The sequence below is a fragment of the Ruegeria sp. CDSC021 genome, from assembly GCF_059610845.1.
Genome location: NZ_JBXWOK010000009.1, coordinates 49056 through 63056 on the forward strand (window position 1 = coordinate 49056; position 14001 = coordinate 63056).

The 14001-nt window shown below is 58.6% G+C and carries 15 protein-coding genes and 1 riboswitch; of the genes, 10 read left to right on the forward strand and 5 right to left on the reverse strand.

What is annotated here, in order from left to right:
* Positions 1–25: 25 nt before the first annotated feature.
* Entirely contained in the window at positions 26–883 is an 858-nt protein-coding gene (locus tag AC2FGB_RS14175; protein WP_496694145.1) for an alpha/beta hydrolase family protein, read from the reverse strand.
* Positions 884–1021: 138 nt separating this feature from the next.
* Positions 1022–1241, forward strand: a riboswitch (cobalamin riboswitch).
* Positions 1242–1324: 83 nt separating this feature from the next.
* Here AC2FGB_RS14175 and AC2FGB_RS14180 point away from each other — a divergent pair.
* A complete protein-coding gene (locus AC2FGB_RS14180) occupies positions 1325–1729 on the forward strand; it encodes a hypothetical protein (protein WP_496694146.1) in 405 nt (134 codons plus the stop codon).
* A 1-nt stretch (position 1730) separates the two neighbouring features.
* Here AC2FGB_RS14180 and AC2FGB_RS14185 read toward each other — a convergent pair whose 3' ends face one another.
* Positions 1731–2231 carry a protein-tyrosine phosphatase family protein gene (locus AC2FGB_RS14185; protein WP_496689907.1) on the reverse strand — a complete coding sequence of 167 codons (501 nt, stop codon included), beginning with the start codon at positions 2229–2231 and terminating at the stop codon, positions 1731–1733.
* A 156-nt stretch (positions 2232–2387) separates the two neighbouring features.
* Here AC2FGB_RS14185 and AC2FGB_RS14190 point away from each other — a divergent pair, with 156 nt between their 5' ends.
* The 4 genes from AC2FGB_RS14190 to AC2FGB_RS14205 all read left to right on the forward strand — a co-directional run bounded on the left by AC2FGB_RS14190 (position 2388) and on the right by AC2FGB_RS14205 (position 5946).
* Positions 2388–4139: a DNA polymerase III subunit gamma/tau gene (locus AC2FGB_RS14190; protein ID WP_496689908.1), complete on the forward strand. Its 1752-nt coding sequence runs from the start codon at positions 2388–2390 to the stop codon at positions 4137–4139.
* 143 nt (positions 4140–4282) lie between these two features.
* Positions 4283–4627, forward strand: a complete 345-nt coding sequence (locus tag AC2FGB_RS14195) for a YbaB/EbfC family nucleoid-associated protein (RefSeq protein WP_142636987.1) — start codon at positions 4283–4285, stop codon at positions 4625–4627.
* Positions 4628–4691: 64 nt separating this feature from the next.
* Positions 4692–5285, forward strand: coding sequence for a recombination mediator RecR (recR, locus tag AC2FGB_RS14200; protein WP_142636989.1), 594 nt, complete (start codon positions 4692–4694; stop codon positions 5283–5285).
* A gap of 163 nt (positions 5286–5448) precedes the next feature.
* Positions 5449–5946, forward strand: a complete 498-nt coding sequence (locus AC2FGB_RS14205) for a thermonuclease family protein (protein WP_496694147.1) — start codon at positions 5449–5451, stop codon at positions 5944–5946.
* Between the two features lie 141 nt (positions 5947–6087).
* Here the strand turns inward: AC2FGB_RS14205 and AC2FGB_RS14210 are convergent, their stop codons facing one another.
* Positions 6088–6717 (reverse strand): ribonuclease T2 family protein, encoded by a 630-nt coding sequence (locus tag AC2FGB_RS14210; protein WP_496694201.1) that lies wholly within the window; start codon positions 6715–6717, stop codon positions 6088–6090.
* A gap of 130 nt (positions 6718–6847) precedes the next feature.
* Between AC2FGB_RS14210 and AC2FGB_RS14215 the strand changes: the two genes are divergently transcribed.
* The gene (locus tag AC2FGB_RS14215; RefSeq protein ID WP_496694148.1) at positions 6848–7606 is read left to right on the forward strand and encodes a DUF1013 domain-containing protein; all 759 of its coding nucleotides are present in this window, start codon (positions 6848–6850) and stop codon (positions 7604–7606) included.
* A gap of 51 nt (positions 7607–7657) precedes the next feature.
* Entirely contained in the window at positions 7658–8047 is a 390-nt protein-coding gene (locus tag AC2FGB_RS14220) for a hypothetical protein (protein WP_142636997.1), read from the forward strand.
* A 42-nt stretch (positions 8048–8089) separates the two neighbouring features.
* Here AC2FGB_RS14220 and AC2FGB_RS14225 read toward each other — a convergent pair whose 3' ends face one another.
* Positions 8090–9121: a permease gene (locus tag AC2FGB_RS14225; protein ID WP_271949736.1), complete on the reverse strand. Its 1032-nt coding sequence runs from the start codon at positions 9119–9121 to the stop codon at positions 8090–8092.
* Complete coding sequence (locus tag AC2FGB_RS14230; protein WP_142637001.1) at positions 9114–9422, reverse strand: ArsR/SmtB family transcription factor; 309 nt, start codon at positions 9420–9422, stop codon at positions 9114–9116. Before AC2FGB_RS14230 ends, AC2FGB_RS14225 begins: the two co-directional genes overlap by 8 nt.
* Positions 9423–9557: 135 nt before the next feature.
* Between AC2FGB_RS14230 and pdxR the strand changes: the two genes are divergently transcribed.
* The 3 genes from pdxR to pta all read left to right on the forward strand — a co-directional run bounded on the left by pdxR (position 9558) and on the right by pta (position 13942).
* Positions 9558–11018 carry a MocR-like pyridoxine biosynthesis transcription factor PdxR gene (pdxR, locus tag AC2FGB_RS14235; RefSeq protein WP_496694149.1) on the forward strand — a complete coding sequence of 487 codons (1461 nt, stop codon included), beginning with the start codon at positions 9558–9560 and terminating at the stop codon, positions 11016–11018.
* Between the two features lie 126 nt (positions 11019–11144).
* On the forward strand, positions 11145–12923 hold the full coding sequence (xsc, locus tag AC2FGB_RS14240) for a sulfoacetaldehyde acetyltransferase (protein WP_496689909.1): 1779 nt from the start codon (positions 11145–11147) through the stop codon (positions 12921–12923).
* A gap of 5 nt (positions 12924–12928) precedes the next feature.
* The gene (gene pta, locus AC2FGB_RS14245) at positions 12929–13942 is read left to right on the forward strand and encodes a phosphate acetyltransferase (protein WP_281995400.1); all 1014 of its coding nucleotides are present in this window, start codon (positions 12929–12931) and stop codon (positions 13940–13942) included.
* The last annotated feature ends 59 nt before the right edge of the window (positions 13943–14001 follow it).

Sequence of the window (14001 nt, forward strand, 5' to 3'; positions counted from 1 at the left end):
GCGTGACAAAAAAGGCGCCTCGTTTTCAGGCAATCAACCGGGGCCAAACCGCCCGGTTTCTGCGGGCAAAAGCGCCAATATGACCGATCTCAGGCGCTCCGAATTCATTCGGAGACAACAGATGTCGCCGCGCCTTCGGCCCATACAGATCGGCAAGCCGCCAGGCTGCGTCTGGCGGCACCATCTGGTCGTCCTCGAAGGCGAACAGGTCCACCGGCGTATTCGATTGCGCCCATCTCGCTTCGGGCAGAGCGTCACCGATCTGCGGCACATAATTCTGCGGCGCCGTGCACCAGCTGCGCCATTGCCAATAGACCGGGCCCGGCAAATCGGCACCGATCCCCACAGCTTTGCCCGGCAGATACCCCAGTGCATTCACTGCCAGACGCCCGTGGCCGTGCCAGAACAACCACGCCAGCCCGCGATAGGGCCAGGGATGGTCGGACAGAGTAACCAGCCCCGAACATACACAGATCATCCGGTCGATCTGATCAATGTCTGGCTGCACCGGCCCCAGCAAGCCGCCAAGGGAATGACCGATGCTCCACTGCAAAGCGTCCGGGAACCGCCTGCGCATCTCAGCCCGTGCGGCGGGCATGTCGACCAAGGCCCAATCCGCCATGGTCACCTCGGAGGTTTTGAGTTTGTCGCGCAGCGAATGCCCGAAATCGCTGTAGTCATAGGTCAGACAGGCAATACCCTGTTCGGCGGCCAGCCAACGGGCAAAATGCTGGTAATATTCGCGCGGCACTGCAGTTGCGCTGTGAATCACCACGGCGATCTTCGGCTCGGTTGCAGGCAGATACAGCCGTGCCGACAGGCTGGCAGAGCATGAGGCAAAGTCAAAGTCCTTAGTCTGGACGCAGGGCGTGGTATCAAGCATGGCGCTTCCGACAAATTCTGAACTACTCGGTTCACTCAACAATCGGCCCGATTTCGGCCACCAGAGTCAAGATTTCATCAAGATGACCAAACGTCCGGTTTGAACCCAACAGGTGGCTTGACTCGGGGTCTGCATAGCCGCTAGCGATGTGGTGATGGTTCTTGCCCCGGAATTGGGGCGGGATGAAAAGGGAACACGGTGCGGTCTGCCCCGGCGATGCCGGAAAGGGCCAACTCCGCGACTGCCCCCGCAACTGTAAGCGGTGAGCAATGCCGAAATACCACTGGCCCCAGGGCTGGGAAGGTCGGCAAAGCGACGACCCGCAAGTCAGGAGACCTGCCATCGTATCGAAACCGAAACTCGGGCGGGGTGTCCGGGCAGGTCGTCAGCGCGCTGTCACACCTGATCCTCACCCTTCGTCCAGCGCGCGGAGGGCGCATTATGATCTGGAAGACAAAAACACATGAATTCACCGCAACCGTCTGTCAGAGGACCGGGAAACCCTGCCCCGCCCTTGCCCGAATGGCACGCGCCATGGCCGAGGCGATGGCGACGGCAAGGCCTGCGACATCCAAAACATTCGAGGTCGAAGGTACCAGCGATCTGACCCATTGCACCGAAGGCTGCACGGCCCGTTTTCGGGCCCAATCAGAACAGATCAGGGTCTATTGCGGCACCAGCACGGACACCCCGACAGAAAAGCTGGACGCCTATGGCGACATGATGTTCGGGCCGGAGTTCATCCAGAAATCCGCTGGTTTTCTGTCAGAACCACCCTGTGCGATGCTCGACGTTTCGACCCTGCCGCCGCGCAGCGACAGTATTCCGTATCAAGTGTCTGCCTGAATCAGGGAAGGGTTCGGGCCGGCAACCCGGCCCAGTCCTTTTGCGCGTCGGTTTCCACCGCGCAGGGCCGCACCGCACGCAACCGCCGAAGCGCTTGGCCAGGCGCTTCGCCGCATTCCACCATTAGCCGCATCACAACCATCCCCGAGCGACCGCACCCACCGCGGCAATGCACCAGCACCTTGCCGCCACTGGCAAGGACATGTTGGGCGGCGGCGCTGGCTTGCGGCCAAAGCGCCTCAACCTCAGGCGTGGGGGCGCCGAAATCGGAGACCGGAAGGTGGACCCAGGCAATTCGTTCGCACTGCAGGTCCGCCTCGAATGACAACCCGCCGGAATGCTGGAACTCATCCAGAGTAGTCATCGAGATGACCAGGTCCGGCGCCCAATCTCGGATTACTGCGAAATCTCCAGCATAATCGCCCGTGACACCCGGCAGTGGGCACAGAGCGATCTGCCCTTTGCCCAATCCAAGAGGGTGAATTGCAAAACTCTCCAACACAGCTCCTTTTCCTGCATCACCACATGGGGCTGAGGCCCCTCATGATTTACCGGCTCTGATGCAACTTGCCAAAACGAAATTCCTTTTCGCGCGCGGTGGACGCGGACGGCGGGGGTCTCTACGCTGCAAACCTGACACGAATCCAACAGAGCAGACATGACCGACACGCCCAGCCCCGCCTATCAGGTTCTCGCGCGGAAATACCGCCCGGAAACTTTTGCTGACCTCGTCGGTCAGAACGCAATGGTGCGCACGCTGAAAAACGCGTTCGAGGCCGACCGGATTGCGCAAGCCTTCATCATGACTGGCATCCGCGGCACCGGTAAGACGACCACGGCCCGGATCATCGCCAAGGGCATGAACTGCATCGGTCCTGATGGGCAAGGCAAGCCCACGACCGAACCCTGCGGCCAGTGCGAACATTGCGTCGCCATCATGGAAGGCCGCCATGTCGATGTGATGGAGATGGACGCCGCCAGCCGCACCGGCGTAAATGACATTCGCGAAATCATCGACTCGGTGCGCTATCGTGCCGCCAGTGCGCGCTATAAGATCTACATCATCGACGAAGTTCACATGCTTTCGACCAGCGCGTTCAACGCGCTGCTCAAGACGTTGGAAGAACCTCCTGCGCATGTGAAGTTCATCTTTGCCACGACCGAAATCCGCAAAGTCCCGGTGACTGTTCTGTCGCGGTGCCAACGATTTGACCTGCGCCGGATCGAACCCGAGGACATGATTGGCCTGCTCAATAAGATCGCAGCGGCTGAGAAGGCACAGATCGCGGATGATGCCCTGGCGCTGATCACCCGCGCGGCCGAAGGGTCGGCGCGCGACGCAACTTCGCTGCTGGATCAGGCAATCAGCCATGGGGCCGGTGAAACCAGCGCCGATCAGGTGCGCGCGATGCTGGGTCTGGCCGACCGGGGCCGGGTATTGGACTTGATGGAAATGATCCTGCGAGGGGATGCAGCAAGCGCGCTGACTGAATTGGGCGGGCAATATGCCGAAGGGGCCGATCCGCTATCCGTGCTGCGTGACCTGGCCGAAATCACGCACTGGGTTTCGGTTGTGAAGATCACGCCAGACGCAGCCGAGGACCCGACGGTTTCCCCTGATGAACGTGCCCGTGGTCAGCAAATGGCCGAGGCCCTGCCAATGCGCGTTTTGACCCGGATGTGGCAGATGTTGCTGAAAGCGCTGGAAGAGGTATCGGCCGCGCCAAATGCCATGATGGCTGCTGAAATGGCCGTTATCCGCCTGACCCATGTTGCCGACTTGCCCAGCCCCGAAGAGCTGATCAAGCGCCTGCAGGACAACCCGCCACCGCCTCCGAATGGTGGTCCGGGCGGTGGTATGGCCGTGCCCTCTCAGGCTCCGGTACCAGCGGCATCATCTTCTTACGTGTCCGCAACTAGCAGCCCCGCCGGCGCGCCGTCGGCCGCTCTGGCCCATGATATCCAATCGGCGCTGGCACGGTATCCGAGTTTTGACCACGTGGTTGAATTGATCCGCACCAATCGGGATGTGAAACTTCTGGTCGAGGTCGAAAACGGGGTGCGGCTGGTTTCTTACCAACCGGGGCGGATCGAATTCACCCCGACACAAAACGCACCCACAGATCTGGCAGCGAGACTGGGTTCGTCGCTGCAACGATGGACTGGCAACCGCTGGGCTGTGTCGATTGTAGCCGATGGTGAGGTTGCGACCATCGCCGAGATTCGAGACGCCGCCGAGCTGGCGTTGAAAGCAGAGGCTGAGAAACACCCGTTGGTTCAGGCGGTGCTCATGCAATTTCCGAAGGCACGCATCAAGCGGATTGAAACACCGGAAGAACGTGCCGCCAAAGTGGAAACCGAGGCGCTGCCCGAGGTCGAAGACGAATGGGACCCGTTCGAGGAAGACTGAAACCGTCCCATCTGACCCAACTGGAAACCTCCCGGGCCCAACGGGAGGAAAGGCCTTGACGACGGGCGGGAGCCAGCTCGGCCCTTGTGCCGCGCCGACCGCGCCCGTATTTAGGCGTCAAACCGGATATTAGGAGAATACCGATGCTCAAAGGACTCGGCGGCCTGGGTGACATGGCCAAGATGATGAAATCCGCGCAGGATCTACAGACCAAGATGACGGATATGCAGGAAGAGCTGAATACCATCATGGTTGTCGGCGAATCCGGTGCAGGGCTGGTCAAGGCAACAGCCACGGCCAAGGGAGAGCTGAAAGGTCTCGATATCGACCCGTCAATCTTTAACGGCGACGACAAGGAAGTGGTCGAAGACCTGATCCTGGCCGCCGTCAAAGATGCTCAGGCCAAGGCCGCAGAACGGTCGCAGGCTGAGATGGCTAAGCTGACCGAAGGTATGGGCCTGCCCGCAGACATCAAGCTGCCGTTCTGATAGGCACTCCTGACGAAATACCGGCCGGGCCCAACTGCCCGGCCCTTATGCAGGAGCAAGCGCAGTGAGTTCGAACAGCGATATCGACAATCTGATCGACCTGATGGCCAAACTGCCAGGCCTCGGCCCACGTTCGGCCCGTCGCGCAGTGCTGCATCTGATCCGCAAACGCGCCCTTCTGCTGACACCGCTTGCGGACGCGATGCAACAGGTTGCCATCACTGCCCGTGAGTGCCTGAATTGCGGCAATGTAGGCACTTCGGATATCTGCGACATCTGCGATAGCGAAGTCCGCGCGACCGGAGAGCTGTGCGTCGTCGAAGACGTCGCCGACCTTTGGGCGATGGAACGCGCCGCGGTTTTCAAAGGCCGCTATCACGTGCTGGGCGGCACCTTGTCGGCATTAGATGGAGTCGGCCCGGATGAGCTGCGCATTCCTCGCCTCAAGGATCGGGTCACAGCCGAGGGGATCACCGAAGTCATTCTGGCGCTGAACGCCACTGTCGATGGCCAGACCACCGCGCACTATATAGCCGATCAACTGGACGGGCAGGTGCGCCTGACCTCGCTGGCGCAGGGCGTGCCGATTGGCGGCGAGTTGGACTACCTGGATGACGGGACGATTACGGCGGCGCTGAGGGCGCGGAAGGAGTTGTAGTTGAGCTTCGACACTTGGTCGAATTCAAATATCAAGTTTACACAAATACTGTATCCAGCCTAACATTCTACGCATCGATTAAGCAGATTTAGAATGCGTTTTTCATATGTTGAGATATATATTGAGGGCCCTGTTCGGATCATCGCGCAAACGATCCAGGGTGGTGCCCTTCCAACCAACTAAAAGACCTGCGATCACCAGAGCACGGCCGGTTCCGTCAAAGCAGCCGCCCTCGGCTTATCCAACCACACGGACTCTCAAAGGCAAGTGCCACGTAATCGACGGCGACACGATCGTGATAAGCGGCACCAAGATCAGGGTTGCCGGAATCGATGCGCCCGAGCTTGAGCATCCCTGGGGCAAGAAATCCAAGTTTGCGCTGATCAAGATGTGCAAAGGCATGGTGATCACAGCCGAAATCAAAGAAGAGGTTTCCTACGATCGGATCGTCGCCAAGTGCACGCTTCCAGATGGTACTGATGTCGCCGCAGAATTGGTTAAACTTGGACTGGCTCTGGACTGGCCCAAGTTTTCCGGCGGTGAATACGCGCATCTAGAGCCGGGCGATGCGCGAAAGAAACTCTGGCGGGCAGCCGCACGCCAAAAGGGAAACATGCGCGCGTTCCATTCCGAAGTAAAACCGAAACGCAATTCCGACTAGCTTTATGGTATCGCAGTGGCCCTGAGGACTTTGGAATAGCAAGGTAGGCCTTAGCCTCGGCACGATCTGGCTATTGAACAGGATGCGGTGGCAACAACGTAGAAGTTGCGATTACCCACCATCTCGCCTTTACCGCAAACCCTAACGAATCGGATCAAAAAGCGCGTCTTTGGCCGCGCAGTCCTTGATCACATCCCGGCCACACGGCACCGGATCAAGTTCGCGCGACAGGCACAGGCGCACCTCTTCGATATAGCCTTGTTTGCAGGTGACGGTGATCATGTCGCGCTCCAGGCCCGGATTGACCTTTAGAAACGCTTCTTCCACGACAGATGCGGGCAGTTTTACAGATGTGTCCAACTGGCGGAACACCTTTGGACGCTCGACCGACCCATAGGCCTGCCGCGACAAGGTGTAATAGTCCGAAGCGCTTAGGCCCGAGCAGGTGCCGTGCTTCTTCCATTGATGCCAGGCAAGGCCGGAACTGCCTTGAATATCTTCCATTTCACGGGTCATAGTCCGCGTCGGCGAGGCCTCGGCCGTGCGGCAATAAGATGGCCAGCCCTGATGGAATTGCGGCCAAAGCCCGTGTAGAATCCAGCCGTGATCATGCCGCACATCGCATTGATCGGACCCACGCGCGTCGCCTTCGCGCGCGCACCAGTTCGGCGACCAGCTCAGCGCCAGGACGTAGTAGTCGAACGCGCCCGGTTTTTCACCCTCGGCCAGCGCCGTCATTGCACTGAAAACCCATAGAACCAGCCAGCGCATTCGCCTCTTCCCTTCTTGCCCTGCCGCGACTATATACAGCCCAAGTTCCCCGACAACGGAAACCTGCCCCAAGATCACGGGGCCGCCGAATTCCGGCGACGGGAAAGATGTATGCATAGGAGACGGGCTGATGGCAAAACCGCTTATGGCCAAGGCAACAGCCGTATGGCTAGTAGACAACACAACGATCAGCTTCAAGCAGATCGCGGATTTCGTAGGAATGCACGAGTTGGAAGTGCAGGGCATCGCCGATGGCGACGTGGCCGCTGGCGTCAAAGGGTTCGACCCGATCGCCAACAACCAGCTTACGCAGGAAGAGATTGACGTGGCGCAGGGCAACCCGCTGCACAAGCTGATGCTCAAGTTCAACCCCGCCGCCAGTGGCGAGGAAAAACGTCGTGGCCCGCGCTATACCCCGCTGTCCAAGCGTCAGGACCGTCCGAACTCGATCCTGTGGCTGGTCAAGTTCCACCCCGAACTCAGCGACGGTCAGATTGCCAAGCTGGTCGGCACCACCAAGCCGACCATCCAATCGATCCGCGAGCGGACGCACTGGAACATCTCGAACATGCAACCGATTGACCCCGTCGCTCTGGGCTTGTGTAAACAGTCCGAGCTGGACGCAATCGTGCAGAAAGCCGCCGCCAAGAAAGCCGCTGAAGGTGGCGTCATGAGCGATGATGAGCGCCGCAAGCTGGTTTCGACCGAACAGTCACTGGAAATGGACGCAGCGCCCAAAATTCCAACGGCGATCGAGGGTCTCGAGACCTTCTCGTTGTCTGATGACTCCCCCGAGGAGAAAGAAAAGCCGATCATCGACGCCGACAGTTTCTTCAACTTGCCCAAAGGCGAGGCCGAGGATGAAGACGAAAGCGATCCGCGTTTCTGATACGCAGACAGCCCCGGTCAAACTGGCCGGGGCTTTTTTGACGAGACTCTGATGCTGAACATACTGTCTGCCATTTTTGGCCCACACCGCGCCGTGACAATCTATGCCTTCCTAAGAACCTGGGGCCTGCTCGTGTTCGGTGTCGTAGGCGTTATCGCGGTTGCCGCAGCCCTGCTGTTGCTGAACGACGACGGCACGCATGAACACGAAGCCTTCATGACCGTCCCGGTTCTGTCCGCCACCGCTATCAACGGCGACCTCAAGAACGGGGTGATTGCCTCGGTACGTTTACCCGACGGGTCCGCGACGTCGATCACTTCGACCGAGGCCCCGATTTCCCAGACCGTCGGCCAAAGCGCCTGTGTCGAAAAGCGGGTCTATGTGGAAAGCGGTGAACCAAGGTATCGCTTCAAACTTCCGCGCTATTGCGAAGCAAGCTGACAAAGCAAAACCGCCCGGTGTCCACACCGGGCGGTTTTTCCTTCAGATCATCTGAAAGATGATCCCTGCGATCACTGCGCCGACTATCCCCAGGCCCAGATAGGTCACAAACACTTTCGGCCTGACCAGCGACCATACCGCAGCCATGGCCGGGATCGAGCTGACCGCACCCGCGATCATAAAGGACATTGCTGCCCCGGCGCTCATCCCCTGCTCCATCAGACCTGCCAATAGCGGCGGCGCGACGTATGAGTTCAGATAGGCCGGCATCCCAACAAGTGCCGCGATGATTATGGGCAACACGCCGTCTCCTCCGACCGCGCGTGCGATCAGATCAGCGGGTACATAATTGATCAGCAACGCCTCGAGAACATAGGCAAGCGCCAGCCATTTCAACAAGAACAGGCCGTTCCGAAAAAACTCGCTACGAAATCTATTCCGGCGCGCAGGGTCATGCCAGAATTTCCAGACCGGTTTGTCCTCTTGCTTAGGTCCACAACTGCCGCATCCAGTTGGTTGGTAGTTCCGCAAAGGTTGGGTCAACACACCGCTGCGCGTCATGGTGCGCACGACGAATCCGCCAAACAGGCCAAGTGCCACTGCGGCTACGGCTTTTCCGATAGCAAAGGGCCATCCCAATGCGCCAGCCGTAATCAATAGCGTCGGCGGGTCGATCAGCGGAGAGCTGAGCCAGAACGCCATAACCGCAGACAGTGGCGCCCCAAGCGCCAGTAAACCAGCAATGAACGGGATGACCTCGCAGGAACAGAATGGGGCCAACCCGCCAAATAGGGCAGCCAAAAGGATCATCCGCGTTTCGCGGCCTTCAAAGGCTCGGGCCACCATGACTTCGGCACCGGTGGCCTTGAGGTATGACAACAGCAGCACAGCAAACAGAATATATTGGCCGGTATGGGCCAGTGCCTTGCCGGCAAATGTTATCACTTCCGTTAGATTCCCTGGGTCGAGTATCGCCACCGCGATCAGAATGGCGACAATCACCGCCCATGGGGTTTTGATCAGGTCGAAGACAGCTTTGAACGGGGCCCGAGGGCTCTGAGTAAGGTCAGCCATCGTTTGCCGCCTTTCCAGTTTCGTCCGCACAACATTCCGACAGAATGAACTGCGCGAGGTTTCTGAGATGGTCATACCGGGCACGGTTGATCGTGGTGCGCCCGATCTTTTCCTGTTCGACAACATCACCGGCCGCAAGAAACCGGAGGTGATGGGCCAGCGTCGACGGGGCAATGCCGGTTCTCTCCTGGATTTCACCTACGGTGAGCCCGGCCTCTCCGGCGCGAACGAGTGTCTTGAGGACTTTCAGTCGCGCCTCTGACCCCATCGCCGAAAATCCTGCTGCAGCGGTTTCCCACATATCCACAACTCCAATAAACTAGATTTCTAGTTATATAGAGATATTGAAAGCTACCGTCAACAAATTCTGATCAGAATTCGTGAAAAGAGCGTGAGTCCAGATTGCTCAATCAATAAGGCCACTCTATAAGGTCTTATGGGGATATCAGTTGATACGTTCTTTCTAGAGCTGAATGGGCAAGGCACCTTGCAGGCCCAGATTCAGCAGATGATTGCAGAAGGCATCCTGTCAGGCCGTTTCCATGTCGGAGAAAAACTGCCCTCGTCGCGTAAACTGGCCACGCATCTGGGTGTCAGCCGGATCACCGTGACATTGGCTTATACCGAGCTGTTGGCCAATGACTACCTGACCGCCCGGGGCCGATCTGGGTATTATGTGTCGGAAAATGCGCCAGTACCGCCTAAATACACGCCCATCCAACGGGGCACTGAGACCGTGGATTGGGACAAGGCGCTGGCCCGCCGGTTTGTAGATTCGGATGTGTTGCCCAAGCCCTGGAATTGGCGGGACTATACCTATCCTTTTATCTATGGTCAGGCGGACCGAACCCTGTTCGATCATGCCAACTGGCGGCTATGTGCAGTGCGGGCATTGGGGCACAAGGATTTCGAATCGCTGACCCGCGACTATGTCGATCAGGACGATCCGCTGCTGATCGAGTTCATCGCCCGCCACACTCTGCCCCGCCGTGGAATCTCGGCCCGCCCCGAAGAAATATTGATCACACTGGGGGCGCAGAACGCACTTTGGCTGGCGTCGCGCATTCTGCTGACTCACAATCACACCGCCGTCATCGAAGACCCCTGTTACTATGCGCTGCGCAGCCTGTTGAACCATTGGGACTGCGCGGTCGTGCCCATTGGCGTGGACAAGGATGGCCTGCCACCCGAGGCGCTGCCCGATGAAACGGATGTCATCTTCACCACGCCCAGCCATCAGAGCCCGACAACCGCAACCATGCCGATCACCCGTCGCCGCCAACTTTTGGATCGTGCCCGGGATCTGGACGCAATGGTGGTCGAGGATGACTATGAATTCGAAATGGCGTTTCTGGGGGCGCCCTCACCCGCGCTGAAGTCCATGGACCGGGATGGACGTGTCATCTATGTGGGCAGCTTCTCAAAATCGCTGTTCCCTGGATTGCGCCTTGGTTACATGGTTGGATCCGAGCCGTTTATCCGCGAGGCGCGCGCGCTGCGCTCTTTGGTGCTGCGCCACCCGCCGGGCCACATTCAGCGCACGGCAGCGTATTTTCTGTCTCTGGGACATTACGATGCACAGATCAGGCGCATGTCCAAAGAGCTGTCCAAGCGGCGGGAGGCAATGGACAAGGCTATCGACGAATACGGGCTGTCGGTGGCGGGGCGCGGTGTGATGGGCGGATCTTCGATGTGGATGTCCGCCCCCGAACATGTCGACATGTCCCAGCTGGCACGCAGCCTGCAAAACCAAAGCGTTCACATCGAGCCTGGTACACCGTTTTTCGCAGGGCCGGATAGGCCACAGAACTTCTATCGGCTCGGATACTCATCCATCGCGCCCGACCGCATCGCTCCGGGCGTGAAGCTGATCGCGGATGCCATCCAAACGCAGTAGCCCGCGTCTGGACCTAATCCGCATTTCGTTTTGGACCTAACGCCATTCCGTCCCTTGGGCCACAACCGTACCCAAAGGCTGGGCTGATCGTCCGGCTTCATCCACAAATCCGCGGAGACAAATCAGATGAAAATGACCACCGAAGAGGCCTTTGTAAAAGTTCTGCAGATGCACGGGATCGAGCATGCGTTTGGGATCATCGGTTCGGCGATGATGCCGATCTCGGATATTTTTGGAAAAGCTGGCATTACGTTCTGGGATTGCGCACACGAAGGCTCGGGCGGGATGATGGCTGACGGGTACACACGCGCCACCGGCAAAATGTCGATGATGATCGCGCAGAACGGACCGGGGATCACCAACTTTGTTACTGCCGTCAAAACCGCCTACTGGAACCACACCCCGTTGCTGCTTGTGACCCCTCAGGCCGCAAACAAGACCATGGGTCAGGGCGGTTTCCAAGAGATGGAACAAATGCGCATGTTCGCGGACTGCGTCTGCTACCAGGAAGAAGTACGCGACCCTTCGCGGATGGCCGAAGTTCTGAGCCGCGTTATCACCAAGGCCAAGCGCGCCTCGGCACCGGCACAGATCAATGTTCCACGTGATTTCTTCACTCAGGTTGTCGATATCGAACTGCCTGCCGTAGTTGAATTTGAACTGCCTTCTGGCGGCGCATCAGCCGTTACCGAAGCCGCCGCGCTGCTGTCGGATGCCAAGAACCCTGTCATCCTGAACGGAGCGGGCACGGTTCTGTCTGCGGGCGGCATCGAAGCCTCGAAAGCACTGGCCGAGCGTCTGGACGCCCCGGTTTGTGTTGGCTACCAGCACAATGACGCCTTCCCGGGCTCGCACCCGCTGTTTGCTGGCCCGCTGGGTTACAATGGCTCGAAAGCCGCTATGGAGCTGATAAAAGAAGCAGACGTGGTTCTGTGTCTCGGCACTCGCCTGAACCCGTTCTCGACTCTTCCTGGCTATGGTATGGAATACTGGCCGGCGAATGCAAAGATCATTCAGGTTGACATTAACCCCGACCGCATTGGCCTGACCAAGAAGGTATCTGTCGGTATTGTTGGCGACGCAGCCACTGTTGCAACCAATATCCTGGCACAGCTGTCAGACACCGCAGGTGACGAAGGACGCGATGCACGCAAAGCGAAAATCGCGGAAACCAAGTCACGCTGGGCGCAGGAACTGACTTCGATGGACCACGAGCAGGACGATCCGGGCACAACCTGGAACGAACGCGCCCGAGCAGCCAAGCCCGACTGGATGAGCCCGCGCATGGCGTGGCGCGCCATTCAGGCAGCCCTGCCGAAAGAGGCGATCATCTCGTCCGACATCGGCAATAACTGTGCCATCGGCAACGCCTACCCATCCTTTGAAGCGGGCCGCAAATATCTTGCCCCCGGGCTGTTCGGCCCCTGTGGATACGGATTGCCATCTGTCATGGGTGCCAAGATCGGTTGCCCGGATGTGCCTGTCGTTGGGTTCTCGGGTGACGGCGCCTTTGGTATTGCTGTAACCGAACTGACCGCAATCGGCCGCGATGAATGGCCCGCAGTCACCCAGATCGTTTTCCGCAACTATCAGTGGGGTGCTGAAAAGCGCAACTCGACCCTGTGGTTCGACGACAACTTTGTCGGAACCGAACTGGACACCAAAGTGTCCTATGCCGGTATCGCTCAGGCCTGTGGCCTGAAAGGTGTCGTGGCCCGCACACAGGACGAGCTGACTGCAGCCCTGAATCAGGCCATTGAGGATCAGAAGAATGGGATCACCACGCTGATCGAAGCCATGATCAACCAGGAACTGGGCGAGCCCTTCCGTCGGGACGCAATGAAGAAACCGGTCGCGGTGGCAGGCATCAGCAATGACGACATGGAACCGCAGGCGGGGGTATAATCCGCGTGAAACCGCTGCGCGCCATTCTCGGGACGGCCAGCGCGTCGGACAAGATCATCGCCCTGTCAGAGGGCGATGATCCCCGCGTCGTGGAAGGTGCGGTCAGGGCCGTAAAAGAGGACGTTGCACGGATCATCTTGATCGGCGACGGGGCCAAAATTTCGGCCCTTCTGGATGCGCATGAAGGATTTGATCCCACTCGGATAGACATTCTTGACCCGGCGCATTCCTCAATCACCCCGGAACTGGCTGAAGCGCTGTTTAATCGCCGCAAGCACAAGGGCATGACCCTTGAAGAGGCAGTGCAACAGATCACCAACAGGCTGACCTTTGCCGCCATGCTGGTGCATCAGGGTATCGCTGACGGCACCGTGGGCGGAGCGGTTGAAACCACCTCTGACACAGTTCGCGCGGCGTTGCAGATCATCGGAACAGCGCCGGGTACAACAATGGTATCCAGCTTTTTTCTCATGCTGTTCTGTCAGGATCATCACGAGGTCAAAGGCGCGCGCATCTTTGCCGATTGTGGCCTGGTGGTGGATCCAAACGCCGAAGAAATGGCGGAAATTGCCCGCGCATCAGCCGCATCCTATTCAGCTTTGACTGGAAACACGGCGCGTGTGGCGATGCTGTCTTTTTCCACCTCGGGAAGCGCCGAACACCCAAAAGTATCCAAGGTCGTCGAGGCAACCCGGATCGCACGTGAAAAAGATCCGAACCTTCTGATCGACGGAGAGCTGCAGTTCGATGCCGCCTTTGTCCCCGAGGTTGCGGCGCAAAAGGCGACGGATTCGCCACTGAAGGGCGAAGCAAATGTCTTTGTCTTCCCCAGCCTGAATGCGGGCAATCTGGGCTATAAGATCGCACAGCGCATCGGAGGGGTTGAGGCAATCGGGCCAGTCCTACAAGGCCTGGCCAAGCCGGCAAATGATCTATCGCGCGGCTGTACGGCAGAGGACATCCTTCACATGATCGCCGTGACTGCTGTTCAAGCACAACATGGCGAAAACGGAATATAAGTCTCGACAAGTCCGTGAAAAACAAATTTTATTCCGGTTCCCGGCAATACTCGGGGGAA

Coding starts and splice junctions, on each gene's coding strand:
- xsc (WP_496689909.1), top strand. CDS start 11,145: ATGAAAATGACCACCGAAGAGGCCTTTGTAAAAGTTCTGCAGATGCAC.
- AC2FGB_RS14195 (WP_142636987.1), top strand. CDS start 4,283: ATGCTCAAAGGACTCGGCGGCCTGGGTGACATGGCCAAGATGATGAAA.
- AC2FGB_RS14230 (WP_142637001.1), bottom strand. CDS start 9,422: ATGTGGGAAACCGCTGCAGCAGGATTTTCGGCGATGGGGTCAGAGGCG.
- AC2FGB_RS14210 (WP_496694201.1), bottom strand. CDS start 6,717: ATGCGCTGGCTGGTTCTATGGGTTTTCAGTGCAATGACGGCGCTGGCC.
- AC2FGB_RS14215 (WP_496694148.1), top strand. CDS start 6,848: ATGGCAAAACCGCTTATGGCCAAGGCAACAGCCGTATGGCTAGTAGAC.
- AC2FGB_RS14175 (WP_496694145.1), bottom strand. CDS start 883: ATGCTTGATACCACGCCCTGCGTCCAGACTAAGGACTTTGACTTTGCC.
- AC2FGB_RS14180 (WP_496694146.1), top strand. CDS start 1,325: ATGATCTGGAAGACAAAAACACATGAATTCACCGCAACCGTCTGTCAG.
- pdxR (WP_496694149.1), top strand. CDS start 9,558: ATGGGGATATCAGTTGATACGTTCTTTCTAGAGCTGAATGGGCAAGGC.
- AC2FGB_RS14220 (WP_142636997.1), top strand. CDS start 7,658: ATGCTGAACATACTGTCTGCCATTTTTGGCCCACACCGCGCCGTGACA.
- AC2FGB_RS14225 (WP_271949736.1), bottom strand. CDS start 9,121: ATGGCTGACCTTACTCAGAGCCCTCGGGCCCCGTTCAAAGCTGTCTTC.
- AC2FGB_RS14190 (WP_496689908.1), top strand. CDS start 2,388: ATGACCGACACGCCCAGCCCCGCCTATCAGGTTCTCGCGCGGAAATAC.